This window comes from Actinoplanes ianthinogenes, assembly GCF_018324205.1.
Lineage (GTDB): Bacteria > Actinomycetota > Actinomycetes > Mycobacteriales > Micromonosporaceae > Actinoplanes > Actinoplanes ianthinogenes.
This window is the reverse complement of sequence record NZ_AP023356.1, coordinates 8,622,488-8,648,888: the sequence shown is the minus strand read 5'-3', so window position 1 is coordinate 8,648,888 and position 26,401 is coordinate 8,622,488. Positions and strand designations below refer to the sequence as shown.

The 26,401-nt window shown below is 72.0% G+C and carries 26 protein-coding genes; 14 read left to right on the top strand and 12 right to left on the bottom strand.

Translation table 11 applies throughout. The features are described from left to right. Positions 1-48: 48 nt before the first annotated feature. From Aiant_RS38990 to Aiant_RS46180, 3 genes are all read right to left on the bottom strand, one after another. Entirely contained in the window at positions 49-1,482 is a 1,434-nt protein-coding gene (locus Aiant_RS38990; protein ID WP_189334966.1) for a GGDEF domain-containing protein, read from the bottom strand. Between the two features lie 79 nt (positions 1,483-1,561). Further along, on the bottom strand, positions 1,562-2,599 hold the full coding sequence (locus tag Aiant_RS38985) for a PP2C family protein-serine/threonine phosphatase (protein WP_229831127.1): 1,038 nt from the start codon (positions 2,597-2,599) through the stop codon (positions 1,562-1,564). Continuing rightward, positions 2,512-2,784: a hypothetical protein gene (locus Aiant_RS46180; RefSeq protein WP_229831103.1), complete on the bottom strand. Its 273-nt coding sequence runs from the start codon at positions 2,782-2,784 to the stop codon at positions 2,512-2,514. Before Aiant_RS46180 ends, Aiant_RS38985 begins: the two co-directional genes overlap by 88 nt. Positions 2,785-2,949: 165 nt before the next feature. On the opposite strand from Aiant_RS46180, the gene Aiant_RS38980 reads away from it, so the two are divergent. The 3 genes from Aiant_RS38980 to Aiant_RS38970 all read left to right on the top strand — a co-directional run bounded on the left by Aiant_RS38980 (position 2,950) and on the right by Aiant_RS38970 (position 5,128). Beyond that, positions 2,950-3,468 carry a GAF domain-containing protein gene (locus Aiant_RS38980; protein ID WP_189334967.1) on the top strand — a complete coding sequence of 173 codons (519 nt, stop codon included), beginning with the start codon at positions 2,950-2,952 and terminating at the stop codon, positions 3,466-3,468. 65 nt (positions 3,469-3,533) lie between these two features. Beyond that, complete coding sequence (locus Aiant_RS38975; RefSeq protein WP_189334968.1) at positions 3,534-3,812, top strand: hypothetical protein; 279 nt, start codon at positions 3,534-3,536, stop codon at positions 3,810-3,812. A 215-nt stretch (positions 3,813-4,027) separates the two neighbouring features. Beyond that, positions 4,028-5,128 (top strand): FAD-dependent monooxygenase, encoded by a 1,101-nt coding sequence (locus tag Aiant_RS38970; RefSeq protein WP_425322647.1) that lies wholly within the window; start codon positions 4,028-4,030, stop codon positions 5,126-5,128. A gap of 188 nt (positions 5,129-5,316) precedes the next feature. Here Aiant_RS38970 and Aiant_RS38965 read toward each other — a convergent pair whose 3' ends face one another. The 3 genes from Aiant_RS38965 to Aiant_RS38955 form a co-directional block, all read right to left on the bottom strand. After that, on the bottom strand, positions 5,317-6,363 hold the full coding sequence (locus tag Aiant_RS38965; protein WP_189334969.1) for an NAD(P)-dependent alcohol dehydrogenase: 1,047 nt from the start codon (positions 6,361-6,363) through the stop codon (positions 5,317-5,319). A 10-nt stretch (positions 6,364-6,373) separates the two neighbouring features. Next, positions 6,374-6,604 (bottom strand): hypothetical protein, encoded by a 231-nt coding sequence (locus Aiant_RS38960; protein WP_189334970.1) that lies wholly within the window; start codon positions 6,602-6,604, stop codon positions 6,374-6,376. 62 nt (positions 6,605-6,666) lie between these two features. After that, positions 6,667-8,901 carry a putative bifunctional diguanylate cyclase/phosphodiesterase gene (locus Aiant_RS38955; RefSeq protein ID WP_229831105.1) on the bottom strand — a complete coding sequence of 745 codons (2,235 nt, stop codon included), beginning with the start codon at positions 8,899-8,901 and terminating at the stop codon, positions 6,667-6,669. A gap of 46 nt (positions 8,902-8,947) precedes the next feature. Here Aiant_RS38955 and Aiant_RS38950 point away from each other — a divergent pair, with 46 nt between their 5' ends. Then, positions 8,948-9,739, top strand: coding sequence for an alpha/beta fold hydrolase (locus Aiant_RS38950; protein ID WP_189334971.1), 792 nt, complete (start codon positions 8,948-8,950; stop codon positions 9,737-9,739). Positions 9,740-9,842: 103 nt separating this feature from the next. Here Aiant_RS38950 and Aiant_RS38945 read toward each other — a convergent pair whose 3' ends face one another. Next, positions 9,843-10,745, bottom strand: coding sequence for an NAD(P)H-binding protein (locus Aiant_RS38945; RefSeq protein WP_229831107.1), 903 nt, complete (start codon positions 10,743-10,745; stop codon positions 9,843-9,845). A gap of 96 nt (positions 10,746-10,841) precedes the next feature. On the opposite strand from Aiant_RS38945, the gene Aiant_RS38940 reads away from it, so the two are divergent. From Aiant_RS38940 to Aiant_RS38930, 3 genes are all read left to right on the top strand, one after another. Continuing rightward, positions 10,842-11,741, top strand: coding sequence for a LysR family transcriptional regulator (locus Aiant_RS38940; protein WP_189334972.1), 900 nt, complete (start codon positions 10,842-10,844; stop codon positions 11,739-11,741). A gap of 56 nt (positions 11,742-11,797) precedes the next feature. After that, on the top strand, positions 11,798-12,418 hold the full coding sequence (locus Aiant_RS38935) for a hypothetical protein (protein WP_189334973.1): 621 nt from the start codon (positions 11,798-11,800) through the stop codon (positions 12,416-12,418). A 178-nt stretch (positions 12,419-12,596) separates the two neighbouring features. Further along, positions 12,597-13,964 (top strand): M14 family zinc carboxypeptidase, encoded by a 1,368-nt coding sequence (locus Aiant_RS38930; protein WP_189334974.1) that lies wholly within the window; start codon positions 12,597-12,599, stop codon positions 13,962-13,964. 72 nt (positions 13,965-14,036) lie between these two features. On the opposite strand, the gene Aiant_RS38925 is transcribed toward Aiant_RS38930, so the two are convergent. Together Aiant_RS38925 and Aiant_RS38920 are read right to left on the bottom strand one after the other, a co-directional pair. Beyond that, positions 14,037-14,636: a response regulator gene (locus Aiant_RS38925; RefSeq protein ID WP_229831129.1), complete on the bottom strand. Its 600-nt coding sequence runs from the start codon at positions 14,634-14,636 to the stop codon at positions 14,037-14,039. A 53-nt stretch (positions 14,637-14,689) separates the two neighbouring features. Continuing rightward, complete coding sequence (locus Aiant_RS38920; protein ID WP_229831109.1) at positions 14,690-15,886, bottom strand: sensor histidine kinase; 1,197 nt, start codon at positions 15,884-15,886, stop codon at positions 14,690-14,692. A gap of 132 nt (positions 15,887-16,018) precedes the next feature. Here Aiant_RS38920 and Aiant_RS38915 point away from each other — a divergent pair, with 132 nt between their 5' ends. The 4 genes from Aiant_RS38915 to Aiant_RS38900 all read left to right on the top strand — a co-directional run bounded on the left by Aiant_RS38915 (position 16,019) and on the right by Aiant_RS38900 (position 21,869). After that, positions 16,019-16,672 carry an ABC transporter ATP-binding protein gene (locus tag Aiant_RS38915; protein WP_189334976.1) on the top strand — a complete coding sequence of 218 codons (654 nt, stop codon included), beginning with the start codon at positions 16,019-16,021 and terminating at the stop codon, positions 16,670-16,672. Further along, positions 16,669-18,966, top strand: a complete 2,298-nt coding sequence (locus tag Aiant_RS38910; protein ID WP_212846671.1) for an ABC transporter permease — start codon at positions 16,669-16,671, stop codon at positions 18,964-18,966. The genes Aiant_RS38915 and Aiant_RS38910 overlap by 4 nt, the downstream gene beginning before the upstream one ends. Positions 18,967-19,044: 78 nt before the next feature. Further along, the gene (locus tag Aiant_RS38905; RefSeq protein ID WP_189334977.1) at positions 19,045-19,410 is read left to right on the top strand and encodes a hypothetical protein; all 366 of its coding nucleotides are present in this window, start codon (positions 19,045-19,047) and stop codon (positions 19,408-19,410) included. Continuing rightward, positions 19,407-21,869: a tetratricopeptide repeat protein gene (locus tag Aiant_RS38900; protein ID WP_189334978.1), complete on the top strand. Its 2,463-nt coding sequence runs from the start codon at positions 19,407-19,409 to the stop codon at positions 21,867-21,869. Before Aiant_RS38905 ends, Aiant_RS38900 begins: the two co-directional genes overlap by 4 nt. Before the next feature lie 100 nt (positions 21,870-21,969). Here the strand turns inward: Aiant_RS38900 and Aiant_RS38895 are convergent, their stop codons facing one another. Continuing rightward, positions 21,970-22,806, bottom strand: coding sequence for an SDR family oxidoreductase (locus tag Aiant_RS38895; protein WP_189334979.1), 837 nt, complete (start codon positions 22,804-22,806; stop codon positions 21,970-21,972). A gap of 124 nt (positions 22,807-22,930) precedes the next feature. Between Aiant_RS38895 and Aiant_RS38890 the strand changes: the two genes are divergently transcribed. After that, a complete protein-coding gene (locus tag Aiant_RS38890; protein WP_189334980.1) occupies positions 22,931-23,524 on the top strand; it encodes a TetR/AcrR family transcriptional regulator in 594 nt (197 codons plus the stop codon). On the opposite strand, the gene Aiant_RS38885 is transcribed toward Aiant_RS38890, so the two are convergent. Further along, entirely contained in the window at positions 23,521-23,970 is a 450-nt protein-coding gene (locus Aiant_RS38885; RefSeq protein WP_189334981.1) for a protease inhibitor I42 family protein, read from the bottom strand. The two genes, Aiant_RS38890 and Aiant_RS38885, sit on opposite strands and share 4 nt — an antisense overlap. Before the next feature lie 110 nt (positions 23,971-24,080). Here Aiant_RS38885 and Aiant_RS38880 point away from each other — a divergent pair, with 110 nt between their 5' ends. Beyond that, positions 24,081-24,836, top strand: coding sequence for a YlbL family protein (locus Aiant_RS38880; RefSeq protein WP_189334982.1), 756 nt, complete (start codon positions 24,081-24,083; stop codon positions 24,834-24,836). On the opposite strand, the gene Aiant_RS38875 is transcribed toward Aiant_RS38880, so the two are convergent. Next, complete coding sequence (locus Aiant_RS38875) at positions 24,833-25,597, bottom strand: LamG domain-containing protein (RefSeq protein ID WP_229831112.1); 765 nt, start codon at positions 25,595-25,597, stop codon at positions 24,833-24,835. The genes Aiant_RS38880 and Aiant_RS38875 overlap by 4 nt on opposite strands. Positions 25,598-25,639: 42 nt before the next feature. On the opposite strand from Aiant_RS38875, the gene Aiant_RS38870 reads away from it, so the two are divergent. Then, positions 25,640-26,398: a group II truncated hemoglobin gene (locus Aiant_RS38870; protein WP_189334983.1), complete on the top strand. Its 759-nt coding sequence runs from the start codon at positions 25,640-25,642 to the stop codon at positions 26,396-26,398. The last annotated feature ends 3 nt before the right edge of the window (positions 26,399-26,401 follow it).

Genomic DNA, 26,401 nt, shown 5'->3' with positions numbered 1-26,401 from the left:
GGTCGTAAATATAACCGTCGCCACAGGTGCTTCGCGCGGTCGCCGGCCTCAGGCGGCGGCCTCGGCCAGGACCCACCGGCCGCGGCCGAGGCGCTTGGCCTGGTACATCGCGGTGTCGGCGGCGCGGAGCAGAGCCGCGGGCCGCCACTCCGCGGTCGAACCGGGCGCGTCGACCCCGGCGATGCCGATGCTCGCGCCGACGGTGTGCCAGGCGCCCTCGTGCTCGACCGGCACCGCCACGTCCCGCAGGATGCGCTCGGCGACCGGGACCGCGTCCAGGCTGCTCAACCCGGTCAGCACCACGGCGAACTCGTCCCCGCCCAGCCGGGCCACCATGTCGCAGTCGCGGACCACGGCGGTCAGGCGCTGCGCCACCGCCCGCAGGATCGCGTCCCCGGCCGCGTGCCCGGCTCCGTCGTTGACCGCCTTGAACCCGTCCAGGTCCAGGTAGAGCACCGTGGAACCGGGCGGGCAGGCGTCCAGCTCGTCACCGAGCGCGGCCCGGTTGAGCAGCCCGGTCAGCGAGTCGTGCCGGCTCCGGTGGTCCAGCGTCCGCTCCGCCCGCTCCAGCGACCGCAGCGCGGTGGCGAACCGGGCCAGGATGAACCCGGCGGTGACCACCGTGGCGACGAACAGCAGCAGCCGCTCCCCCTCGGCGTAGTCGCGCCGGGCGAACAGCACCGCGGGCGCGGTCAGCAGGCCGGCGCCGAGGAACCAGACCCGGATGGCGTGCAGCGTCGGGGCGCGGCGCGCGGCGGCGGTCAGCTCGCCGCTCTGCTCGTGCAGGGCGGCCGCGACGAGCAACCCGTTGCTCAGCAGGATCACCGCGACCGCCGTGGCGTTGGCCAGATCGAGCGAGGGGATGAAACTGGAGCCCAGGTCGGAGGCGATGCGCAGGAGCGCGGACGACACCAGCAGCCGGGTCGCGCCGGAGCGCCGGCCGGGCGAGAAGGCGAGCAGCAGGACGCCGGCGAGGATGCCGATGTCGCCCATCGGGCCCATCAGGTACAGGTACGCGCCGAGGGGATCCGCGGCCAGCTCGGCCAGGAACGGCGAGACGTACCCGACCCAGATCAGGATCGCGGCGGCGACCACCACGGTGAGCATGTCCAGCACGGCGGGCCGCAGCCATCGGCCCGCCCGGCGCCGCGCCATCGCGACCAGGGCCGCGCCGTATGCCAGGTATCCGACGGTCCAGAGCACCGCGGACGTCGTCCCGTCCGACGTGCGGTGCAGGTAGGTGCTCACCGGATAGACGGCGTCGCCGGCCAGCCAGGCGACCTGCCCCAGGGCGAGGTACAGCCAGGGCAGGTAGTCGGTGCTGCGCCGACGCTGCGCCGCGGACCAGCAGAGCAACCCGGTCATGGCGAGATAGGCGCCGAAGTAGACCAGGTCACCGACGGCCTTTCCGGACGTCGCGCCGGCCACCGCGGCGGCGACCGCGACCAGGGTGACGTACAACAGGAGCATCCGGCGGGTCATGCCCGCCCCATCGGCATCCGGAGGGGGTACCGCTGGGGCCACCACCGCGTACTACCGAACTGCAACCTCCGCGTCCCCGTCACCCACGGTTTGCGTCGTTGCTCTTCCGGACGGGTTCGCGGCGAACGGCCAGAACGGCGACGTCGTCGGTGGGACAGTCCTGGGCGACCCGGGACATCACCGTGGAGCAGAGGGTTTCCGGGTGCCCGGGGCGTACGGCGTCGAGGAGCTCCTTGATGCCGATGTCGATGATCCGGTCGCGGCGCTCGACGAGACCGTCGGTGTAGCACAGCAGCAACGCGTCGGCGGGCAGGCTGATCGTGGTGGTGTGCCGGGTGTGCCGGCCACGGCCGATGCCCAGGGGCGCGTCGACCGGCATGTCGAGCAGGGCCGGTTCGTCGCCGGTGGTGATCAGTACCGGTCGTAGGTGCCCGGCGGTCGACAGCAGGGCGGTGCACCGATCCGGGGAGATCATGGCGTACAGGGCGGTGGTGAGAGCACCGGCCTCGAAGTGCCGGACCTTGTCGTCGAGCAGGCTCAGCGCCCGGGCGGGGGTGTCGGCGATGAGCGCGTAGGAGCGCAGGGCACTGCGGATGCGGCCCATCACGACGGCCGAGGCCAGTCCGTGTCCGGAGACGTCGCCGATGACCAGGCCCAGCCAGCCGGTGGGGAGGGTGAAGACGTCGTACCAGTCGCCGCCGACGCCCAGCTCGTGACCGGGCACGTAGCGGGCGGCGATCTGCAGGCCGGGGACGGAGATGATCTGCGGCGGCATGAGGCTGCGTTGCAGGGCCAGGGCGGCGCCGTTCTCCAGTTTCTGCAAGCGGACCGCGCCCGCCACCCCGACCCGGTCGGCGGCCAGTTCCAGCAGCATGACGTCGTCGGCGGTGAAGGCCCTCGGGCTGAGGGTGCCGACGTGCAGGACGCCGATGACCTCACCGGCGGCGAAGACCGGCACGCCGAGCAGGGACCGGATCCCGGCGTCCAGCAACAGCGGGTTGACGACGTTGTCGGCGCTGACGTCACCGATCACCACCGGCCGGCCGGTCTCGGCGACGCGTCCGGCGAATCCGGCGCCGACGGCGATCCGGAAGCCCTGCCGGACCTCCTCCTCCAGCCCCTTGGCGGCGGTGGCGACGAGTTGGCCGACGTGCGGGTCGAGCAGCAGGACGACCGCGGTGTCGCCTCGAGCACGCCGCGGACGCGCTCCAGCAACTCGTCGAGCAGGTCGGCGACCTCCAGCCGGGAGAGCGTCGCGTCGGCGATCGCCGTGAAACGTCGTAGCAGCTCAGCTTCGCTCATCGGTCCGGTGACTCCACCACATGAGCGTAGTGCCCGACCCGGGAACCGGCATGATCGAGGCGGCCCGCGCCCGGGATTGCCCGCAACCGTGCTGCTCCACGACGGCGTCCGGCCGGCCACCCGATGCTCGATAGCGTCGAGTTCTCTCGAGGTAAGAAGGCTCAAATGGTTGTCGCCAGTTCCATCCCCCTGACCGATGTTCTGACCCACCCGGCCCGGGTGGCGGCGGTCGGGAGCGTGCTCCCCCGCGGTGAGCGCACCTCAGCCGCGTTGCAGCAGTTCATCGACCGCGTCGCCGAGGCGCTCGGGGCACCCTGTGCCGGTGTCTCGCTGATCCTCACCGACGCCGGGATCCTGGCCGCCACCCACGGCGTCGGCGGCTGGCTCGCCGAGGCCGGTGGCATGCCGGCGGAATGGGCGCCGTGCGCCACCGTGGTCCGCAACGACGCTCCGCTGCTGATCGACGACACTCACGACGATCCGGAACACACCATGAACCCGCTGGTGATGATCACCGGGGTGCGCAGTTACGCCGGGGTTCCGCTGCGCCTGAACGGGCAGCCGGTCGGCTCGCTGTGCGTACTCAGTGCCGAGCCCGGCGCCTTCACCGACGCCGACCTGGACACGCTGACCGGTCTCGCACCCCGCGCTGTCGAACTGCTGCAGGCAGGCATCTATGGCTGACTCACCGGCCTGGTCCCGCACTGCTGCCAGCTCTCGACCGATCACTCCGGAAGGCTTGACGTCGCATGACCACTAGCACCACGGCCTCGCCCACCTACGGCCTGGCCCATCCCTCCGTGGCGGACCTGCGCACCTGCGTCACCTGCGCCTCGGGAGGCGACCCGCACCTGTGGGGGCGTCTGTGCCGGGCCGCCGGCGTCCGGGAGGATGCCGACGGGCCCGCCGCCCTGACCGCCCTCATCGCGGTCGCACTCGAGATCGCCTCCGGACCGGTACGGGTGGCCGTCATGTCACTCAACGTTCGCGTGCGTGCCCACGCGGCGCTGACGGCCCTGGCCGGATGATCTGCCGAACCGCTCAGCCCAGCCGTTTCGGGCCGAGATAGCTGCCGCGCCGGCATCCGCGAGGCAGACCATTGGCATGCGGTCGCTGCCGCGCCTCCGGCACGTCTTTCGGATTTCCGGTACGTCGTGAGAGTTCACCCGCACCGGCGCCGGTCGGTGGCACTGCTTGAACGGGCGGGCAGCGAGCGAAGTGGACGGTGGGGCACGATAGCGGGATGGCCGTGCGAAAGGTGATCGTCGTCGGTGGGGGTGTCGCGGGGACCGTGACCGCGCTCGCGCTGCGAGAGGCCGGTATCGAGGCGGACGTGTTCGAGGCGCACCGCTCCGGTGGGGCGGATGCCGGGGCGTTTCTCACCGTCATGCGCAACGGCATGACCGCGCTCGCGGGGATCGGCGCGGCCGAGGCGGTGGAGGCGGTGTCGTTCCCGGCGCGGGCGGTGGTGCTGGTCGACGCCCAGGGACAGCGGCTCGGGCATCGGCCGATCGAGGGTCCGGCTCGATCGCTCACTCGGGCCGCGCTGTACCGGGCCTTGCAGGCGCTGGCGGTCGAGCGAGGCATCGCGGTGCACCACGGCAGGCGGATGACCGGGGCCTCGATCGGGTCCGGCGGGGTGGAGGTCACCTTCGCCGACGGGAGCCGGGTCACCGGGGACGTGCTGGTCGGGGCGGACGGGATCCATTCGCTCACCCGCGGGCTCATCGATCCGGGCGCGCCCGCGCCTCGCTACTCCGGGCAGCATGTCGTGTACGGATACACGCCTGGCAACCCGGCCGGTCTGGACCTGGACGAGTATCACATGGTCCGCGGGAGCCGGGCGTTCTTCGGGCTCACGGTGCCCGATGGGGACGGCCGGACCTGGTGGTTCGCCCGGATCCCCGGGACCGAACCGGCCGCGGGTCTGCGGCCCGATCAGTGGCGGGAACTGGCCTTGGACCTGTCCCGGGACGACGCCACACCCGTGCACGGGCTCATCGCGGCGTCCGGCTCGGAAATCGTGGGCGGCGATTCCTACGACATTCCGACCACCCCGCACTGGCACAACGCGCGCATGGTGCTGGCCGGGGACGCCGCCCATGCCGCCGTTCCGGCCGCGGCCCAGGGTGCGTCGATGGCCGCCGAGGACGCGGTGGCACTGGCTGCGGCGCTGTGCGACCACGACGATCCGGCGATCGCCTTCGCCGTCTATGAGAATCGCCGCCGCGCCGAGACGGAGGAGACCGTCGCCTCCAGCGCCCGCCTCGCCTCGTCATCAGGAGACCACCAGCGGGGCGCCGAGGCGATCACGCGGGCGGAGGCGGCGACGTCCGGCGAGTGAGGCCGCGAGGCGGGACGGTGCTGGTGGCGTACCGAAATCGCTGCGGCAACGAGCCACGGCGGACTGCAAGCGAACCGCGGACCGCGAGCGAACCGTGACCGGACCGCAGACCGCGACCGGACCATGGCCGGGCCGCGGGTGGCCCGTGAAGATGCCTGGTCAGGCACCTCCACGGGCGGAAAGCGAAACTACGACCGCAGCGAGTCGATGTCGATCACGAAGCGGTAGCGCACGTCCGAGGACAGCACCCGCTCATACGCCTCGTTGACCGCGTCCGCGGTGATCAGCTCGACCTCCGGGGCGATCCCCCGCTCCGCGCAGAAGTCCAGCATCTCCTGCGTCTCGGCGATCCCGCCGATGCTGGAACCGGCGAACGAACGCCGGTTGCCGAACAGGGCGAACACCGGCACGCCCAGCGGCTCCGGCGGGGCGCCGACGCTGACCAGCGTGCCGTCCAGGCGCAGGAGCCGCAGGTAGGAGCCCATGTCGATCGGCGCGCTGACCGTGTTGATGATCAGGTCGAAGGTGTTCTTGAGGACCTCGAACGTCGCCGGGTCCTTGGTGGCGTAGTAGTGCTCGGCGCCGAAGGCCAGGCCGTCGTCCTTCTTCGCGAGCGTCTGCGACAGCACGGTGACCTCGGCGCCCATCGCGGCGGCGATCTTGACGGCCATGTGACCGAGACCGCCCATGCCGACGACGGCGACCCGCTTGCCGGGGCCGGCCTTCCAGTGCGACAGCGGCGAGTAGGTGGTGATGCCGGCGCACAGCAGGGGCGCGACCTTTTCGTACGGAAGACTCTCCGGAACCCGCAGCACGAAGTCCTGGTCGACCACGATGTGCGTGGAGTAGCCACCCTGGGTGACCGTGCCGTCCCGGTCGATGCTCGCGTACGTCCCGACGTTGCCGTTCTCGCAGTACTGCTCCTGCCCGGCCTGGCAGTTGCCGCACTCGCGGCAGGAATTGACCATGCAGCCCACGCCGACCCGGGCGCCGGCCTGGAACCGGGTGACCTCGGCGCCGACCTCGGTGACCTGGCCGACGATCTCGTGGCCGACGGTCAGCGGGTAGGGAACCGTGCCCCACTCCCCGCGGACCGTGTGGATGTCGGAGTGACAGATGCCGGCGTAGCGGATCTCGATGAGCACATCGCGCGGCCCGAGGTCACGCCGGTCGATGGTGGTGCGGAAGAGCGGTTCGGTCGCCGACGGGGCGGCAATCGCGTTGACCTTGAACATTCCTCAGACATTAGGCCACCGGCATCGGTTCCGCGCCGCTACCTCGGATCACCGGGTCGGACGAGGGCTCGGCGAGCGCGCCGGAGGCCTCGGCGATGAACCGCTGGGCGACGCCGACGGCCTGCTCGGCGATGTCGTGCCGCTGCCCGGCCTCGACCCGGCGGCGGGCGCCGAGATCATTTCGCAGATCCATCAACTGCCGGATGCAGTCGTCGAGGAGTGTGAGCGTTTCGGGATACATGTGGATCGCCTCCCCAAGTGGATGCCGGGGCATAATCGTCGGAATCCTCAGACAACGGCACCTCACCCCGCGTGGATGAAGTCCACCTCGAAGCGCGGCTCGGCCGTCGGTTTCCCGAAGTAGTAGCCCTGGAGCAGGCGGTATCCGAGCTCGTAGAGCGCCGTCGCCTGCTCGGCGGTCTCCACGCCCTCGGCCACCGCCGTCAGGCCGAGACCCTCACTGACCTGGATCAGCGCCCGGGCGATCACGGTGTGCCGGCCGGCCTCGGTGATGTTGTCGACGAACGACTTGTCGACCTTGAGCACGTCGACCGGAACGGTCTGGAGCAGCCCCAGCGAGGAGTGCCCGGTGCCGAAGTCGTCCAGCGCGATCCGTACGCCCAGCGCCCGCAACTCGTGCAGCGAGGTCAGCGCCTGCCCGCCGCCGAACACCGCGGTCTCGGTCACCTCGATCGTCAGGCAGCGCGCCGGCAGCCCGGTGGTGGCCAGCGCCGCGGCGACCGTCGCCGGGAAGTCGGCACGGGCCAGCTGCCGGGCCGACACGTTCACGCTGACCCGGTCCGGGGCGAGCGCGCCCAGCTCGGCACGCCAGTCCGCCATCCGCCGGCAGGCGGTGTGCAGGATCCAGGCGCCCAGCTCGACGATCAGGCCGTTCTGCTCGGCGACCGGGATGAACGCGGCCGGGCTGACCATCCCCCGCTGCGGATGCTGCCAGCGGACCAGCGCCTCGACCGCGGTGACCCGGCGCTCGGGCAGCCGCACGATCGGCTGGTAGACGACCTGGAACTGCCCGGCGTCCAGCGCGGCGCGCAGCTCGGCGCCGAGCCGGGCGTGCTCGCCGGCCCGCTCGTCCAGCTCCGCCGACCAGGCCCGGTACGGCTCGCCGGTCTGCTTGGCGGCGTGCATCGCCGCCTCCGCCCGGCGCAACGCTTCGAGCACCCCGCCCGCCTCGGCGACCCCCATGCTGGCCCCGGCCAGCAGCTCGTGCCCGCCGGCTTCGACCGGCTCGCGCAGGACCGCCACCAGCCGCTGGACGACCCGTGCGGCAGTCTCGGCGTCCGGCAGCGCCAGCGCGAACTCGTCGCCGCCGATCCGGGCCACCTGGGTGGCCTCCGGCGCGGCCGCGAAGATCCGGGCCGCCGAGACCGCGACGACCTGATCGCCCACCGGGCGGCCGAGCTCGTCGTTGATGTTCTTGAGGCCGCTGAGCCCGAGGAAGACCACGTGCAGCGGGCCGCGCGCCTGCTCGAAGTGCCGCCGGTTCGGCAGCCCGGTGAGCTCGTCGTGCAGGGCGATCCGCTCCAGCTCGGCGGTCTGCCCCTGCACGGTGCGGGTCAGGGCGAACACCCGCGCCACGGAGAGCAGGAACAGCAGCACCGAACAGGCGCCGATCGCCACCCGGTCGACGGTGTCGGCGCCGACGCCGGGGAGGAACAGCATCGCGGGTGCCAGCAGCGCGCAGGCGGTGAGGGCGGCGAACTGGGCACGCCCGGCCCGGATCGTGTTGTCCGCCGCCGGGTCCGGGGGCGCCGCGGCCGACGGGTGCAGCGCCGCGGCCGCCCACAGCACGTAGGAGATCAGCCAGCCGGCTGACAGGATGCGGTCGTCGCCGTCGGCGTAGAGCGTGACGACCGAGAAGCCGACGTCGCTGAACAGCAGGAACAGGACGGCCATCACGAGCAGGCGGGTGCTGGCCGTACTGCCCCGGCTGACCAGCAGCCGAGCCGCCAGGGCCAGGATCAGCGCGTCCGCCGCCGGATAGGCGATGCCGATCACCCGCTCCAGCGTCGAGTTCGCCGCGTCGGTGGCGATCGGGTGCAGCACGAAGATCCACAGCGCCAGACCGAAACCGATGCCGGCGATGGCCGCCTCGGCGGCCCGTGCCCCGCCACCGCCACGGATCAGCATCCACAGACCGACCACCAGCATCGGGTACGACGCCAGGTAGAAGGCGTCGGCGGCGGACGGGTACGGCTCCTGGTGCAGGACGTGCTCGTAGTACTCGTACACCAGGTCGCCGACCACCCAGGTGAACTGCCCGGCGGCGAACCAGTACCAGAGTGCCGGGCGCGCCACCCGGTGCAACCGGACGCCGGCCAGGATCCCCAGCACCGATGCCAGGCCGATCACGTTGTAGACCAGGCTGGCGGCCACCCCGCCGGCGGGCAGCAGGTAGTAGCCGGCGATGGCGAGCACCCCGGCCGCGATCCACCCTCTCCAGAGTTTCTCCCGCCCCACGTCGTCGCCATCGGCGGCCGGTCGGCGTTCCTGAGGAAACCCGTTTGCGCGGTGACTCACGCCGTGCTTGCCTGGTGCCGCCTGTTCACCGAACGCCGGGAGCCCTGTGTCGCTGCTCGCTCATGACCACGCCGTGCACGGCGACGGTCTGCCCATCGTCCTGATCCACGCCGGGGTCGCCGACCGCCGGATGTGGGACCCGCAGTGGGAACGCCTCGCCGCCGACCACCACGTGGTCCGCCTCGACCTGCACGGTTTCGGCGAGTCGGCGACGCCGCCGGACGGCCCGGTGTCCCATCCCGGCGACGTCCGCGAGACCCTCGCCCACCTCGGCGTCGAGCGCTGCCACCTGGTCGGCGCGTCGTTCGGCGCCGGCGTCGCCGTCGAGGTCGCGCTGACCGCCCCGGACCTGGTCGCCTCGCTGCTGCTGTGCCCGCCCGGCGGCAGCCTGCTCGCGGCGCGGACCGACGACTTCGCCGCCTTCGCCGAGGCGGAGAACTCCGCGCTGGCGGCCGGCGACCTCGACGCCGCGGTCGAGGCCAACATCGCCGCCTGGGTGGTCGGTCCGACGCGCGACCCGGCCGAGGTCGGCCACGACGTCCAGGACGCGGTCCGCCGCATGCAGCGGCAGGTCTTCGACATCCAGGAGAACTGGCCGGCCGCGCCGGACGAGGTCGAGCTCGATCCGCCCGCCCTTCAGCGCTTGGCGTCGGTAACCGTTCCGGTCCTGCTCCTGGTCGGCGCGCACGACCTGGCCACCACCCACGACGCCGCGGAACGTCTGTGCGCGGGGCTGCCCGACGTCCGCCGCGTCGACTGGCCCGACGTCGCCCACCTGCCGTCGCTGGAGCGGCCCGACCGCTTCCACGAGCTGCTGCTCGACTGGATCGCCGACTAAGCCGGGGCATATAGTCGAAATTCCGGGAAAGTCGCCTTATGCCGCTTCCGTCCTTTTTGCGTACGCCATTCCGCCGCGTCGCGGGTCCGCTTCGCCGGAGCCGTCAGGACGGGTCGTATCCGCCGGCGGCGAACTCTTCGAGCAGGGACCGGCGGGAGGGTTTCCAGCCCAGTTCACGGCGTGCCTTCTCGCCGGTGGCCTGCTGATCGAGCAGCAGCGCCTCGCCGAACCCGCCGAGCCGCTCGACCAGCGCGGCGGCGTCCTCGGCCACCACCCGGCCGTCCAGGCCCAGCCGGCGGGACGCGGCCTCGCCCAGCTCGCGGACCGTCACGCTCTCGCCGTTCACCCCGAGATACACCGAGCCGCTCTCCGCCTGCTCGAGCGCGGCCACGTACAGCTCGGCCAGGTCGTCGACGTGCACGCTGGTCCAGTGCTGGGTGCCGGGGCCGACCAGGCGCAGCGCGGCCGGATCGCCGACCCGCTCCCCCGCGAACACCAGGGCCGGGATGCCGAGGCCGTTCCCGTAGACGGTGCCCGGCTCGATGAGGATCGACCGGATCCCGGCCGCGGTCAGCACCCGCGAGTCCAGCTCCTCGCGCCACGCGACCAGAGCCGGCGCGTTGCGCGGGGTCTGCTCGGTGACGTCCGGCGCCGAGCCGTGCACCCAGACACCGCCGGTGCGCAGGAAGGTGGCGCCCGGCCGCAAACCGTCGAGCACCGCCTCGGCGAACGCCGTCTCGACCGCACTGCTGGTGGCGTCACCGGGGGACGCCGTGGCGATCACCGCTTCGGCGCCGGCGGCCAACCGGCGTACCAGATCGTGGTCTTGAATGTCGCCGATCGCGACCTCGGCACCGGCGGCGCGCACGGCCGCCGCCTTCTCCGGCGAGCGCACCAGCGCCGTCACGGAGTGGCCCGCGGAGATCAGGGCGGGCAGGACCGCCGCGCCGATGTGGCCGGTGGCGCCGGTCAGGAAGACGTTCATGGTGACGAGCTCCTTGCTCAAGATCGGTTGTCTCACACAGCCTGCCCCGGCCGACCGTTCGCCACCAACGAATAGTTCCGTTAGGCCTTATCGCCTTCGGCGATTACCCTTCGGTACGTGGAGGAGCGTCAACTTCAGTACTTCGTGGCCGTCGCCGAGGAGCTCAACTTCACCCGTGCCGCCCAGCGCACCCACGCCGTGCAGTCGACGGTCTCGGCGAGTGTCCGTGCGCTCGAACGGCACCTCGGCGCGTCCCTGTTCGAGCGCAGCACCACCAGGGTCGCGCTCACCGAGGCGGGGAAGGCGCTGCTGCCCGAGGCGCGGCGGGCGCTCGACGCGCTCGACCAGGCCCGGGCCGCGGTCGCCGGCCTGCGCGACCGGCTGACCGGCAGCCTGCGGGTCGGCACGCTGTCCGGCCTGACCGCCGTCGACCTGCCCGGTCTGGTGAGCGACTTCCGTCAGCGTCACCCCGGCGTGCGGCTGAGCCTGAGCATGGCGGCCGCGGGCACCGACGGACTGCTGGCGGCGCTGCGCGCCCGCGAGCTCGACGTCGCGTTCGTCGGCGTTCAGGCCGCCGGCGTGCCCGACCTGCACCTGCACCGGATCGCCGAGTTCCAGCCGCGCCTGCTCGTCCCGGCCGGCCATCCGCTGGCCGAGCAGGCCGCGGTGACCCCGGCCGCGTTGGCCGACGAGCCGTTCGTCGACCTGCCACCCGGCTTCTGCAACCGCATCCGCACGGACCACGACTTCCGCCGGGCCGGCGTCACCCGCACCATCGCCGTCGAGGTCAGCGACATAACGACGATCCCGGGATACGTCGAGTCCGGCATCGGCCTGGCCCTGGTCCCGCCGCTGGCCGCCGAGGACGACCACCGGGTCGCGTCGGTCGGCCTCGACCCACCGGCCGCGTCGTGGACCCTGGCCGCCGCCAGTCTCGGCACCCCCACTCCGAGCCCGCCGGTGCGGGCATTCCTCGACCTGATCGACACTCACGTCGTACGCCGCGATCGCTACTAGCACTCCAGCAGGAGATCCGTTCTGACCAGTGTGGCCGCGCAGGAAGGAGCCCAGCGGTGGAGATGATCGAGCGGCTGGTTTCGCGGACGGACACTGCCTACCAACTGTGGCTGGCGGAAGTCACTGATGATTTCGCCGCCGACACCACCGGACTGTCCGTGTTCTGCCGGGAATCCCTGCTGGAGCGCAACACAACCTACGAAGTCGGCGAGTGGCTTGCGGACCACCTCATGATCGGCCAAGAAGGGGATCGGGGATACTTCCTCAGATGCGCCGGCGACGGCGGGCCCGTGTTCTCAGCCGACCTGGGCGCTCTCGGCTCAGTCGACCTCGAAGTTGTTGCTCCCGCGTTCGAGGTGTGGCTGCGTTCCGGTTTCGTCCTGCCGTCCGAGCCGGAGCCGGACATGCCGCTGATCGCCGACGTCTATATAGACAAGATGCCGGTCGATGGAGTGGCGTTGCTGATGCGCGCCAGGAAGCTGCTGGGTGCGGACTGGCGGGTTACCGAGCTTAGGAAAATGCTTGCGGCCCAACCTTTCCTGGCAGCGAGGTCAGCCCAGCCGTGGAGGCTGCGGGGCAAGCTGAAATCCGCCCCTGATTTGCGGCAGCATCTGTTTTATGCCGCTGATGACGGCCTGGAGGCGGTATGGGCGACCGGGAGCCCGGAGATCCGATGATTGGCCCAGGGTCAGGTATCCATGCCCGGCGCGAGTGCATAGCCGAGCCCGTGCCCGCGCAACGACGCGGCCTGAGGTATGACCTCATCGGCATGTTGACTACCCATTACGCATCGATGAACGTGAACGGATAGTGCCGGCGCACGGTGACGCCGGCCATGTCACGACCGAGGTGCCGATGACCAGGTTCCCGCGTTTCCGGCGAGCACGGGCGCGGCGGCTGTTCGCCGCCGCGACGACCGCGACGCTACTGCTGATCTCCGCAGGTCTCACCACGCCCGGCACCGCGGCCGCGGCCACCCCGGCGGTCAGCGAACCGGGCTACTGGGTGGTGACCGCGCCGGCCACCGCGGTGGGCGACCTGGCCACCGATCTGAGCCGGCGCGGTTACGACGTCATGGAGGGGCTGTCGCCCGACGGCGTGCCGATCCTGGCGACCGCGGACGCCGCCCGGCGGCTGCGGCGCGACGGGCTGACCGTGCGCTACACCGGACCGCTCTACCAGCCGGTGCCGGCCACGGTGCAGGCCGCGGCCGGCACCTACTACGGCGGGTACCACACCGCGGCCGCGCACGAGACCCACAACCAGCAGGTCGTGACGGCCCATCCGGACCTGGCGGTGCTGCGCCCGATCGGCCAGTCGTGGCTGAAGACCCAGAACCGGGGCGGGCACGACATCCAGGCCCTGTGCATCACGAAGATCAGGACCGGCGACTGCGCGCTGAGCACGACGGGCACGAAGCCGAAGTTCACGCTGATGGCGCAGATGCACGCCCGGGAGCTGGCCACCGGTGAGCTGGCGTACATGTGGATCGACTACCTGGTGTCCAACTACGGCAGGGTCAGCGCCGTGACGACGTTGATGGACACGACCGAGTTGTGGGTCATCCCGATCGCCAACCCCGACGGCGTCGACATCGTCTCGTCGAACTCGACCCGTCCGGTGTCGCAGCGCAAGAACGCCCACGACAACGGATGCTCGGGCACCGGCCGCGGCGTCGACCTGAACCGGAACTCGAGTTACCACTGGGACGTCAACCAGGGCACCAGGTGCAGCGAGACCTATCCCGGCACGGGGGCCGCCAGCGAGCCGGAGACGCAGGGCATCCAGAATTTCCTGGCCGGCATCTACCGCGACACCAAACCGGCCGCCGACTTCTCGCCGGCCACCACCGCGACCACCGGCACCTTCCTGACCCTGCACAGTTACGCCCAGCTCAACATCTATCCGTACGGCTGGACCAACTCGCTCGCGCCGAACAACACCGACCTCAAGGCGATCGCCACGGCCATGGCCCGGTCCAACCGGTACACCGTGGTCCACGGCGACGGCGGCCTGAACTACTTCGCGCCGGGCGCCACCGACGACTGGATCTACGGCACGCTGGGCGTGCCCGGGTACACCGTCGAGGTCGGTCCGAACAGTTCCACGTGCAGCGGCTTCTTCCCCGCGTACAGCTGCATGTCGTCGTTCTGGAACCTCAACCTGCCCGCGTTCATGACGCTGGCGAGCGCGGCGGCCAAGCCTTACCCGACCGGCAGCTGACGCTGCCGGGCGTGGCCGCGCTCAGGTCGTACCGTAAGCGCCTTGGCCGGAAGGCGAAGCGGACCGGGACCGTCAGGCCGGGGTGACCAGGCCGGTGCGGTAGGCGAGGACGACGGCCTGGACGCGGTCGCGCAGGCCGAGTTTGGCGAGAATGCGGGCGACGTGGGTTTTCACTGTCGCTTCGGAGAGGTGCAGGTGGGCGGCGAGTTCGGCGTTGCTGAGGCCCTGCGCCAGCAGGCGCAGGACCTCCAGCTCGCGGGCGGTCAGGGTGGCCAGCTCGCGGTGGCCGGCGGGCGGGCCGGTCTCGTGCTGGGCGAAGCGTTCGACCAGGCGGCGGGTGATCGCCGGGGCCAGCAGGGCGTCGCCGGAGCGGACCATGCGGACCGCGGCGACCAGGTGTTCCGGGGTCACATCCTTGAGCAGGAAGCCGCTGGCTCCGGCGGTCAGCGCCGCATAGACATAGTGGTCCAGGTCGAATGTGGTCAGCATGATGACCCGGGGCTCGTCCGGCGCGCCGGTGAGGATGCGGCGGGTGGCTTCCAGGCCGTCGAGCTCCGGCATGCGGATGTCCATCAGCACCACGTCCGGACGGGTGCGGCGGACGGCGTCGACGGCCTCGGCGCCGTCGGTGGCCTCGGCGACCACGTCGATGCCGTCGGCGGTGAGGATCATCCGGAAGCCGGCCCGGACCAGCGCCTGGTCGTCGGCGACCACCACTCGCAGCGTCACCGGGTCTCCAGGGGAATCGCGGCGTCGACCCGGTAGCCGCCGGTCAGGCGCGGGCCGGTGGTCAGCGTGCCGCCGTAGACGGCCAGGCGTTCGCGCAGGCCGATCAGTCCGTGGCCGCCACCGCCGGCGGCCGGGCGGGACGTGCCGCCGGTGTCGGTGATCCGGAGCCGGAGCTGGTCGGATCCGAACTCGACCAGGACCGTGGCGCTGGCTCCGGCGGCGTGTTTCACCGTGTTCGTCAAGGCCTCCTGGACCACGCGATAGGCGGCCAGCTCGACGCCGGCGGGCATCGGGCGGGGATCGCCGGAGGTGGTCAGCGTGACCGGCACGCCACTGCCGCACACCCGCTCGATCAGCGCGTCGAGGCGGTCCAGGCCGGGCTGCGGCGCCAGGTCGGCGTCCGGGCCGGCGTCGTCCATGGTGAGCAGGCCCATCACGTGGCGCAGCTCGGTCATCGCGGCCCGGCCGCCACTCTCGATCGCGAGCAGCGCCTCCCGGGCCTGCTCCGGGGAGCCGTCCAGCACCTTGCGGGCCGCGCCGGCCTGGATCACCATCACGCTGACGTTGTGGGTGACCACGTCGTGCAGCTCGCGGGCGATCCTGGCGCGCTCGTGCTCAGCGGCCTGGCGGAGCGCCCGCGCCTGGTCGCGTTCCAGAACGGCGGCCCGATGTCTCCAGCGGCGCAGGCCGTCGGCCGCGACGGCGATCGCGCCCAGGATCAGCACCGGGACGAAACCGGGCGGGACGGTCGGCGCGCCGTCCTCCGCGCCGCTGTAGAAGAGCATCGCGACCGGCAGGCTGGCCAGGGCCAGGATCCGGTAGGGGCTGTAGACCGCGGCGGTGTAGCCGGCGATCACGCAGGCGTAGAAGGAGACCCGCAGCGCGGCGTCGTCGTCGACCAGCCACGGCATGGTGGCGAGCACGATCCACAGGACCGTCAGCGGACGGCGGCGGCGCAGCACCAGCGGCGCGACCACGAGCAGCAGACCGAGGAACACCGAGGCTTCGCTGTGCTCCTCGATCGGCACGAACAGCTCGGGCCCCGGGTGCGGGACCCGCTCGACCCTCATGTCCTGGTCGCCGGCCGAGATCGCGGCGAGCAGCAGCGACACCGCGATGAGCACGTCGAACACCTGGCCGCGCCGGGTGAGCAGCGGCAGTGTGCCTTCGGGACGCAACAACCTACGGAGCACCGGACCATTATCGCCGTCTATCCGGAGCCGGTCGTCGGCTCCATGGACTACATCGAAAGAGCTACGGGCGCGCCGAAGATGCCTCTTCTTGCCGACGCGCCCGGTCCGTCCCGGTCCCTAGCGTCGGCAACCATGATTGAGCTGCACGACGTGAGCAGAAGTTACGGCGACGGCCCGCCCGCCCTGCGGGACGCGAACCTGACGATCACGGCCGGCGAGTCGGTGGCGATCCTCGGCCCGTCCGGCAGCGGCAAGTCGACGATGCTGAACCTGATCGCGGGGCTGGACCGGCCCACCCGCGGCACGGTCACCGTGGACGGTGTCCGGGTCGACGCGCTCGGCGAGGCCGGTTCGGCACGCTACCGGCGTTCGAGGATCGGCATGGTCTTCCAGTTCTTCAACCTGCTCGACGACATGACCGTCGCCGACAACGTGATGCTGCCGGCGCAGCTGTCCGGGATGTCGCGGGGCGCCGCCCAGCGCCGGGCCCGGGAGCTGCTCGGCACCCTCGGCGTGGACCGGCACGCCGGGGCGTACCCGGGGCGGCTGTCCGGGGGTGAGCGGCAGCGGGTCGCGGTGGCCCGGGCGCTGGTGAACCGTCCGGCGCTGCTGCTGGCCGACGAGCCGACCGGCGCGCTGGACACCGCCTCCGGCGCGGACGTGCTGAAGCTGCTCAAGGAACTGCACGCCGAGGGCCAGACGATCCTCATGGTCACCCACGACCTGGCGCTGGCGCAGGCGTGCGCGACGCGTACCGTCCGGATCGTCGACGGGCTGGTCCGATGAGGGCGATGCAGCGCCGCCGGGTGCACACGGTGGTGATCGCCCTGGTCGTGCTGGTCGCGGTGTCCGCCTCGGTGCTCGGCGGGACGCTGCTGGTCGCCTCGAACGCGCCGTTCGACCGGGCGTTCGAGCAGCAGAACGGCGCCCACCTGACCGTGCAGTTCGACGCGAGCAAGACGACGGCGGCGCAACTGGCCGCGTCCGCGCACGCCACGGGGGTGTCCGCGGCCGCCGGCCCGTTCCCGACCGCGTCGATCACCCCGATCGACGACCACGACCAGCCGTTGCCGGGGATGACGGTGGTCGGCCGGAGTCGGCCGACCGGCGGGGTCGACGACGTCCGGCTGGTCCGGGGCCGGTGGGCGACCAAGCCCGGCGAGATCGTGCTGTCCAGCGACGGCCGGACCGAACACATGCGCTCCCGGTCGATCGGCGCCGTGTGGCGGAACCCGGACCTGACCGTGGTGGGCCTGGCGCGATCGGTCAGCGAGACCGCCGACGGCTGGGTCGTCCCGGAACAGATCGTCCCGGCCGGCTATCAGATGCTGTATCGCCTGACCAGGGCCGACAACGCCGAGCAGGTCGACGCGGTCCTGGCCGGGATCGGGACGGAGGCGCTCACGGCGTCCAAGTCCTGGCTGGTCACCCGGCAGCGCGCCGCCAGTGACGCCGCGCTGTTCGTGCCGTTCCTGATCGCGTTCGGCCTGCTCGGTCTGATCATGGCGGTGCTGATCGTCGGCAACGTGATCGCCGGGGCGGTCAGCTCCGGCACCCGCCGGATCGGCATCCTCAAGGCGCTCGGCTTCACCCCGAGCCAGGTGGTGCGCGCCTATCTGAGCCAGGCGTTGATCCCGGCGACGATCGGGGCCGCGCTGGGCGCGGTCGCCGGCAACCTGCTGGCCGTCCCGGTGCTTGCCAAGACCAACGACCTTTACGGTACGAACGACAGCGGCGTCGAGCCGTGGGTGACCATCGCCGTCCTGGCCGGGGTACTCGCCCTGGTGACGGTCACCGCCTGGATCGCCGCGTCGCGGGCCGGCCGATTGCGTACCGTCGACGCCCTCGCCGTCGGCCGCACCCCGTCCCCCGGCCGCGGCCGGTGGGCGGCCCGGCTGACCGCCCGGCTCCCGCTCCCCCGTCCGGTGACGCTCGGCCTGGCACAGCCGTTCGCCCGCCCGGTCCGGTCGGCGACGATCGTCATCGCGATCGCGTTCGGGGCGGCCGCCGTCACCTTCTCGGTCGGCCTGGCCTCCTCGCTGACCGAGATCCAGGCCGCGGACAGTCACGGTGACGTCCAGGTGAACCTGGCCCGGATGAGCATGGGTCCGCCGCCCGGTGGTGGCGGCGGGAAGCGGCAGGTGTCCGCGCCGCCGGGCGGCGAGAAGGCGACGCCGGCCGACCCCGCGGCGGTCCTCAGCGCGATCACCCATCAGGCCGGGACCGCCGGGTACTGCGCGGTGACCGCCGGCGATGTGACCGTTGCCGGGCTCGGCGGCACCCTGGAGAGTCAGGAGACCAGTGGCACCACCTGCGCGGACGGCTATCGGATGATCTCCGGCGACTGGTACCGCGGGCCGGGCGAGATCGTCGTGGCGACCCCGTTCCTGACCGCCACGCACACCCGGATCGGGGACACCGTCCAGCTGACCCGGGACGGCAAGCAGACCTCCGCCACGATCGTCGGTGAGGTGTTCAACACCGAGAACGACGGCTTGCAGATCCTCACCGGAGCCGGGGCGGACACCGAGCCCGACCTGTTCACCGTGAGCGTCCAGCCGGGCACCGACGTGGCGGCCTACGCGCAATCGCTGGACACCGCGCTGAGCCCGCTCCGGGCGCAGGCGATGGTGAACGAGCACGGCACCGCCGACGAGGTGCTCATCATCAACGCGCTGACCGCGCTGCTCACCGTGATGCTGACCGCGGTCGCCGCCCTGGGCGTGCTCAACACGGTCGTCCTGGAGACCCGGGAACGCGTCCACGACCTGGGCATCCACAAGGCGCTCGGGATGGCGCCACGGCAGACCGTCACGATGGTCATCGCCTCGGTCACCGTCCTCGGGCTGGCCGGTGGGGCGCTCGGTGCTCCGGCCGGGGTCCTGCTGCAACGCACCATCGTGACCAAGATGGGGGATACCGCGGGCTTCCACCTGCCGGATGCGGTGCTGAACATCTATGTCCCGGGTGAGCTGCTGCTGTTCGCGTTGGGTGGCCTGGTGATCGCGGTCGTCGGGGCCATGCTGCCGGCCGGGTGGGCGGCGCGCACCCGGACGGCGACCGCCTTGCGCACCGAGTGATCTCGCCGATGGTGCTTGCGGTGGTGTTCGTAGACTGGCGGACGTTCCAGTCTTCGATGACGGTGGATGGTGGTCGGGGTGCCTCGTCGTAACCGGCGGTGGTTGTGGGCCGGGCGTGGACTGTTCGGCGTGATCGTCGCCGGCCTGGTGGGCTACCTGGCGGTGGTCGGGCTGGACAGGGCGGACAAGCTGGGCAGCGTGATCGGCTCGGTGGTGGCGGTGATCGCGCTCATCGCGCCGTATCTGTTGCCGGCCCCGACGGACGTGCCGGACCGGGTCGAGGACTCGGGCAAGGCCCGCGCCACCGGTGGTGGGCAGGCCAACACCGGCGTGCAGGTGGCCGGCGACGACCGCCCGGCGCGGGTGACCGGTTCCGGCGACGCGGTCGCGGACGGGCCCGGTTCGGTGGCCAACACCGGTGTGCAGCGGCATCCCCGGCCGTGACCGGATTCGTCGCCCGGTCCGGTGACGCCCGGGCCGACCGGGGCGGTGTCGCCAACACCGGCATCATCGTCGGCGACGTCCGGGCGGAGTATCACGAGCACCATCACCATCCGCCGGTGGCGGTGACCTGGCCGGTCCAGGTGGGACGGCCGCCGGCGGTGGCCTCGGCCTTCCAGCCCCGGCCACGGGTCCGCGAGCGGATCGACGGTGACCGGCACGCGTGGGTGCTGGCGGGTGGTGGCGGGGTCGGCAAGTCGCAACTGGCAGCCTGGCTGGTGCACCGGGCACTGGACGAGCGGACCGCGGATCTGGTGGCCTGGGTGAGCGCGAACAGTCCCGAGCGGATCGTCAGCGGGTACGCGCGAGCGGCGCTGCGGGTGGCCGCGCCGGGGGCCGACGGCGCCGATCCCGCGGCCGACGCCGCCGCGTTCTGCGAGTGGCTGCACAGCACCGACCGGTCCTGGCTGATCGTGCTCGACGACGTCACCGACCCGGACCACCTGGCCGGATGGTGGCCCCCGCAGCGACCGAAGGGACGGACGATGGCGACGACCCGGCGGCAGGACGCCGCCCTGACCGGTGCCGGACGGCAGCGCATCGACGTCGGCGTGTACTCCCCGGCCGAGTCGGTGGCCTACCTCACCGAGCGGCTCACCGAGGCCGGATGCCCCGACCTGCTCGACGCGAAGGTGCACGACCTGGCCGGCGCGCTGGGACATCTCCCGCTGGCGCTGTCGCACGCCGCCGCCTACCTGATCGATCAGGCGGTGACCTGCACGGAGTATCTGACCCTTGTGCGTACGGCCGCGCGGGTGGCCGAGGTGATGCCGGCCGGCAGCGACCCCGACGGATACGGCCGGCCGGTCGCGGTGACCCTGCTGCTCGCCCTGGACGCCGCCGACGAAGCCGCCCCTGCGGGACTGGCCCGGCCCGCTCTGGCGCTGGCCGCGGTGCTCGACCCGGACGGCCATCCCGACCACCTGTGGAAGACCACCGCGGTCACTACTTTCCTGTCCTGCACCGCCGATCGGGCGCGGGCGGCGTTGCGGCTGCTGCACCGCTACGGCCTGCTGACCCACACCCCCGCCGACGGGCCACGCGCGGTACGGATCCACGCGTTGACCGCTCGTGCCGCCCGGGAGGCCGGGACGATCGACCCGGCCGCGGCCGCCCACGCCGCCGCCGACGCGCTGCTGGAGCTGTGGCCGGAGTCCGACCACACCACCACCGATCTGGTCGACGCGTTGCGGACCAACACCCTCGCCCTGATCAGCGACCTGTTGTGGCAGCCGGCCGGGCATCCGCTGCTGTTCCAGGCGGGCGCCAGCCTGCTGCGGTCCCGGCTGCACTCCCCCGCCATCACCTATTGGCAGCGCCTCGTCGACGACGCGGTGCGACTGCTGGGCGACGAGCATCCGGACACGATCACCGCCCGCGCCGGTCTGGCCTCCGCCTGGTGGCAGGCGGGGCGGGCCGCCGACGCGATCGGCCTCCTGGAGCGGGTGGTCGACGACCGGGAGCGGCTGCTCGGTGACGAGCATCCGGACACGATGACGGCACGGATCGGCCTGGCCGCCGGGTATCGGCGGGCGGGCCGCACGGCGGACGCGATCGTCCTCGACGAGCGGGCGGTGACCGACACCTCGCGGCTGCTCGGCGAGAGGCACCGGGACACGATCGACGCTCGCGCCGGCCTCGCGTCGTCCTACGGGGACGCCGGGCGGACCGCCGAGGCGATCGCCATCCTGGAGAAGGTCATCGAGGATCGGGCACACCTGCTCGGCGACCAGCACCCCGACACCATCAACGCCCGCATCGCGCTCGCCGCCTGCTACCGGCAGGCAGGACGGACCGCCGAAGCCGTCGCGATCGACGAGAAAGCCGTCGACGACACGGCACGACTGCTCGGCAACGACCACCCGGACACGATCAGCGCCCGCGCCGGCCTCGCGTCGTCCTACGGGGACGCCGGGCGTACCGCCGAGGCGATCGCCATCCTGGAGAAGGTCATCGAGGATCGGGTACACCTGCTCGGCGACCAGCACCCCGACACCATCAACGCCCGCATCGCACTCGCCGCCTGCTACCGGCAGGCAGGACGGACCGCCGAAGCCGTCGCGATCGACGAGAAAGCCGTCGACGACACGGCACGACTGCTCGGCAACGACCACCCGGACACGATCAGCGCCCGCGCCGGCCTCGCCTCGTCCTACTGGCAGGCGGGGCGGACCGCCGACGCGATCGGCCTCCTGGAGCGGGTGGTCGACGACCGGGTACGCCTGCTCGGCGACTGGCACCCGGAGACGGTCAACGCCCGCATCGGCCTGGCCGCCTGCTATCGGGAGGCGGGCCGCACCGCCGAGGCGATCAGCGTGCTGGAGCGAGCGGTCGACGAGGAGCACCCCAACGCGGTGGCAGGCGAGGCCTTGCGGGATTGGCGAGCGCCAGACGCCCCGTAGGCATCGGGTCGGGCCGCCCGGGAATTGTTTTCATCCGTCGGCTCCGCCGCGGCACGCCGGCCGGCGGCGTCCGCGGAGAGGCCGAGGGCGGCCACGCGTGTCACCGCGATGGCGCGGTCCGGGACGCCTTCTCGGCGGCCCGGCTGACCTGCTCCCAGCTCGCCCACTCCTCCATCCGGCGGCGGGAGATGTCGAAGGCCAGGTCGTAGACCATGCTGCCGAGCAGCAGCCGCAACGGTGGCCGCTCGCTGTCGACCAGGGCGAGCAGGGCCTGTGCGGCCAGCTCCGGCTCACTGTCCACCGAGCCGTCCGCCCACTGCGCCTCCAGCTGCTCGCGCAGCGGCCGGTAGGCGTCGCTCGGCGTGGTGGTGGCCATGCTGGTGTAGAGGTCGGTCCAGTACCCACCGGGCTGCACGATGCTGACCTTGACGTCGAAGGCCGCCGCCTCCATGGCCAGCGCCTCGCTCATCCCCTCCAGGGCGAACTTGCTCGCGCTGTACATGCCGGTGCTGGGGAAGCCGCCGAGCGCGGCGATGCTGGAGACCTGCACCAGGTGCCCGGAACGCTGGGCCCGCAGGTGCGGCAGCGCGGCCTGGGTGACCCACAGCGCGCCGAAGAGGTTGACCTCCAACTGGGCGCGGGCCTGCGCCTCGGTGAACTCCTCGATCATGCCCATGGACAGGGTGCCGGCGTTGTTGACGACGATGTCCAGCGGCCCGAAGCGCTCGATCGCGGTGGCCACCGCGGCGAACACGGCGTCGCGGTCGGTCACGTCGAGCGGCAGGGCGAGCAGGCGGTCGCCGTGGCGTTCGTCGAAGTCGGCGCGGGTGATGCTGCGGGACGCGGCGACGACCCGGTCTCCGCGGTCGAGGGCGGCCCGGGTGAACGCGCGGCCGAGGCCACGGCTGGCGCCGGTGATGAACCAGGTGCGAGACATGCGGGTCCCCTGTTCTCTCGCTGACAAGACGAGACGTTTCGTCTCGCTAGGCAGGGACGCTACACCCGCGGCGCTCCGCATGACAAGACGGTACGTCTCGTTTCGTTGGGACTATGGTGGTCCGGTGACCCCCAACCCGACCCGCCGGCGTGAGGCCTCACGCCGGGCCGTCCTCACCGCCGCCTTCGACCTGGTCCAGGAGGTCGGTTACGCGAAACTCACCATCGAGGGCATCGCCGCGCGCGCCGGCGTCGGCAAACAGACCATCTATCGCTGGTGGCCGTCCAAGGGCGTCGTGCTGTTCGACGCTTTCCTGATGCTCAGCGAGAGCGGTGACGGCGGCCCGGTGGTGCTGCCCGACACCGGCGACCTGCGGGCCGACCTGATCCTGGTGCTGCGCGCCACCGTCGAGGAACTCAACGATCCCCGGTACGACCAGCCGATGCGCGCGCTGGCCACCGAGATCACCCACGACGCCGAGCTGGCGGCGGCGTACCGGGAGCACCTCGACGAGCCGATGCGCGAGGCCAAGCGGGAGCGGCTGCGCAGCGCCCAGCGGGCCGGCCAGCTCGCGCCCGGCCTCGACCTGGACATCGCCGTGGACCTCATCTGGGGTCCGGTGCTCAACCGCTGGTTGCAGCGCACCGGGCCGCTCACCGCCGATTACGCCGAGCGGGTCGTCACCGCCGCCCTGGACGGGCTGCGCCCCCGGTCCTAATCGACGGTGACCAGCCAGGTCGTGGCGGTCGACTCGGCCTTGTCGGCGGGGAACTTGCAGCCACGGAAGCAGTTGGTCAGCGTGACCGTCACCTCGCCGGGCGTGGACGCCTCGAAGATGAAGTACCGGGTGCCGCTGCCGCCGCCGAGCGCCGGGCCGAACAGCCGGTCGTGCACGCTGCTGTAGGTGAACCGCTCGTCCACCGCCCGCAGCACCCCGGAGTCCGGCAACTGCGCCGTCCAGTGGTCCCCGATCGACGCCCCGCGATCCGGCACCACCAGCGTCAGCCGGTCCCCGGTCGCCAGGGTCACCTTCAGCTCCTGCTGGTCGGCCATGGTCCCGTAGGTGGCGTGCCGGCGCCAGGCATAGAGCCCCCACCCCGCACCGGCCACCACGACCAGAACCGCCAGCACCAACCCGGCAACCCGCCGTCCACCCCACAGCACGCCGGACACGGTAGCGGATCCATCCACGTCCGTGATGCCGCGGAGATCGACGGCGTGGCGGCGGCCGACCCGGCGGCGGCCGTCGCGCGGTCATCGGTACGCTCCCCCCGATGAAACGTCGTGGCCTCCTGATCGCCGCCGGCGCGCTGATCACCGCTCTGCTCGGGGTCGTCGTCGCCGTGCTGCCGCTGCCCTACGTCATGCTCGAACCGGGTCCGACCGTGGACACCCTGGGCAGCAAGGACGGGCACCAGGTGATCACCGTGACCGGCGCCGACGTCTCCAGCTCGGCCGGGCAGCTGCGGCTCACCACGGTCTCGGTGGAGAGCACCATCAGCCTCGGTGAGGCGTGGCACGCCTGGTTCGACTCCGAGGTCGCCCTCGTGCCGCGCGACGTGGTCTTCTCCTCCGGCAAGAGCGAGGAGCAGGTCAACCAGCAGAACACGGAGGCGTTCCAGGAGTCCGAGTCGACCGCGGTCACCGTCGCGATGGACCAGCTCGGCAACCCGCCGGGGGTGAACGTCACGGTCGACGTCGACGGGATCGGCGGCCCGAGCGCCGGCCTGATGATCAGCCTCGGCATCATCGACAAGCTGACCCCGGCCGACCTCACCGGCGGCAGGATCGTGGCCGGCACCGGCACGGTCGACGAGAAGGGCGAGGTCGGCCCGATCGGCGGCATCCCGCAGAAACTGCACGGGGCGAAAGAAGCCGGTGCCACCTGGTTCCTGGTCCCGGCCGGCAACTGCGCCGAGGCCAAGCGCAACGCGGTGCCCGGCCTGCCGATGGCCAGGGTCGCCACCGTCGACGACGCGCTGACCGCGCTGCGCGCGATCGCCTCCGGCGGCACCCCGGCCGCCTGCTAACGACCGAGATCCCACCCACGGACGCGGTGGATCCAGGCCGCTTTCGGATAGTTTCCGGTACGCCCGTCGAGCTCCCAGAGGTCGATCAGCAGAAATTGCGGGTACGCCGGCGCCTGAGCCGACCGCACGAGCACGGTGCCTTCGCAGCCGATGACCGTACCCTCCGGTCCCCAGATCGCGGTCCAGGTGTGCGGCTTCGCGGCGTCGGCCGGGATGGCGACCTCGGTCATCTCCGGCTGGAGCCGGTCGTCGTGGTGCGCCTTGATCCCGCAGCGGGCGGTGCTCAGGTCGGCCGCCTCGATCTCGAAGATGCACACCTCGCCGCTGTCCAGCGGGTCGAGGTGCTCGGTGCCGACCAGCCAGGCGGCCAGCATGCAGCCCTCGTCCACGCTCGCGGTCACCGTGATGTCGACCCGGCCGGCGCTCGGCGCCCAGAGCAGCCGGGTCGGCGTCGCGCTCCGCACCACCAGGCCGTCCGGGCGGTGCCGGTGGGTGCCCTGCCCCGAGCCCGGCGGGCCGGCGAAGGTGCCGGTCTGGATGCTGGAGACGCGCAGCGGCGCGTCCTCCGGCCGCCAGTCGAGCTGGTCGGCGTCGATCCGCAGCCGCAGGCCACGCTCGTCGAAGTCGTAGCGGGCCGCGGACCGGTCCGGGGTGCTCCACTGCGGCAGGTAGTGGTCGACCCAGACGTCGTCGCGCAGGCGCGGCCCGGCGAAGTCGTCGTCGAGGTCAGGCCGGCGGGCCGGGGGCTCCGGAAGGCTCATGATTACATACTTACACGCTTACATTGCTCTATGGTGGTCGGCATGACGGTCGAGTACATCCGGTACCGCATCCCTGGTGACACCGCCGCATTCGAGCAGGCCTATGCCCGTGCGGCCCGATTCCTGGCACAGGCGCCGCAGTGCGCCGACTACGAGCTGAGCCGCTGCGCCGACCAGCCCGACACCTACATTCTGCGCATCACCTGGACCTCCGCCGACGACCACCTGAAGGGTTTCCGGGGCGGCGACCTGTTCCCCGGGTTCCTCGCCGAGATCCGCCCCTACGTCGAGGCGATCGAGGAGATGCGCCACTACGAGCCGACCGCGGTGGCCGGGCCCGGCGGCTCGGTGCCCAGCATGTACGAGTGGGCCGGCGGCACCGAGGCCCTGGAACGGCTGACCGAGCGGTTCTACCAGCTGGTCGTGGTCGACGAGCTGGTCGGGCCGCTGTTCGCGCACATGGATCCGGGCCATCCGCGGCACGTCGCGATGTGGCTGGCCGAGGTGTTCGGCGGCCCGTCCCGCTACACCGACGAGCGGGGTGGCTATCCGGCCATGCTCGGCCACCACCTGGGCAAGGCGATCACCGAGCCGCAGCGGCGCCGCTGGGTGAGCCTGCTGCTCGACGCGGCCGACGAGGTCGGGCTGCCGGACGACCCGGAGTTCCGGGCCGCGTTCGTCGGCTACCTCGAGTGGGGCACCCGGCTCGCGCTGGCCAACTCACAGCCCGGCGCCAACCCGCCCCGGCAGGCCCCGGTGCCGCACTGGGGATGGGGCGTGGCTCCGCCGTACCGGGGCTGACTA

Bases quoted from the DNA above. Each gene is read 5' to 3' on its own strand.
- Aiant_RS38990 (WP_189334966.1), bottom strand. From the start codon at position 1,482: ATGACCCGCCGGATGCTCCTGTTGTACGTCACCCTGGTCGCGGTCGCC.
- Aiant_RS46180 (WP_229831103.1), bottom strand. From the start codon at position 2,784: ATGAGCGAAGCTGAGCTGCTACGACGTTTCACGGCGATCGCCGACGCG.
- Aiant_RS38980 (WP_189334967.1), top strand. From the start codon at position 2,950: ATGGTTGTCGCCAGTTCCATCCCCCTGACCGATGTTCTGACCCACCCG.
- Aiant_RS38975 (WP_189334968.1), top strand. From the start codon at position 3,534: ATGACCACTAGCACCACGGCCTCGCCCACCTACGGCCTGGCCCATCCC.
- Aiant_RS38970 (WP_425322647.1), top strand. From the start codon at position 4,028: ATGGCCGTGCGAAAGGTGATCGTCGTCGGTGGGGGTGTCGCGGGGACC.
- Aiant_RS38965 (WP_189334969.1), bottom strand. From the start codon at position 6,363: ATGTTCAAGGTCAACGCGATTGCCGCCCCGTCGGCGACCGAACCGCTC.
- Aiant_RS38960 (WP_189334970.1), bottom strand. From the start codon at position 6,604: ATGTATCCCGAAACGCTCACACTCCTCGACGACTGCATCCGGCAGTTG.
- Aiant_RS38930 (WP_189334974.1), top strand. From the start codon at position 12,597: ATGACCAGGTTCCCGCGTTTCCGGCGAGCACGGGCGCGGCGGCTGTTC.
- Aiant_RS38925 (WP_229831129.1), bottom strand. From the start codon at position 14,636: ATGATCCTCACCGCCGACGGCATCGACGTGGTCGCCGAGGCCACCGAC.
- Aiant_RS38915 (WP_189334976.1), top strand. From the start codon at position 16,019: ATGATTGAGCTGCACGACGTGAGCAGAAGTTACGGCGACGGCCCGCCC.
- Aiant_RS38910 (WP_212846671.1), top strand. From the start codon at position 16,669: ATGAGGGCGATGCAGCGCCGCCGGGTGCACACGGTGGTGATCGCCCTG.
- Aiant_RS38895 (WP_189334979.1), bottom strand. From the start codon at position 22,806: ATGTCTCGCACCTGGTTCATCACCGGCGCCAGCCGTGGCCTCGGCCGC.
- Aiant_RS38880 (WP_189334982.1), top strand. From the start codon at position 24,081: ATGAAACGTCGTGGCCTCCTGATCGCCGCCGGCGCGCTGATCACCGCT.
- Aiant_RS38875 (WP_229831112.1), bottom strand. From the start codon at position 25,597: ATGAGCCTTCCGGAGCCCCCGGCCCGCCGGCCTGACCTCGACGACGAC.
- Aiant_RS38870 (WP_189334983.1), top strand. From the start codon at position 25,640: ATGACGGTCGAGTACATCCGGTACCGCATCCCTGGTGACACCGCCGCA.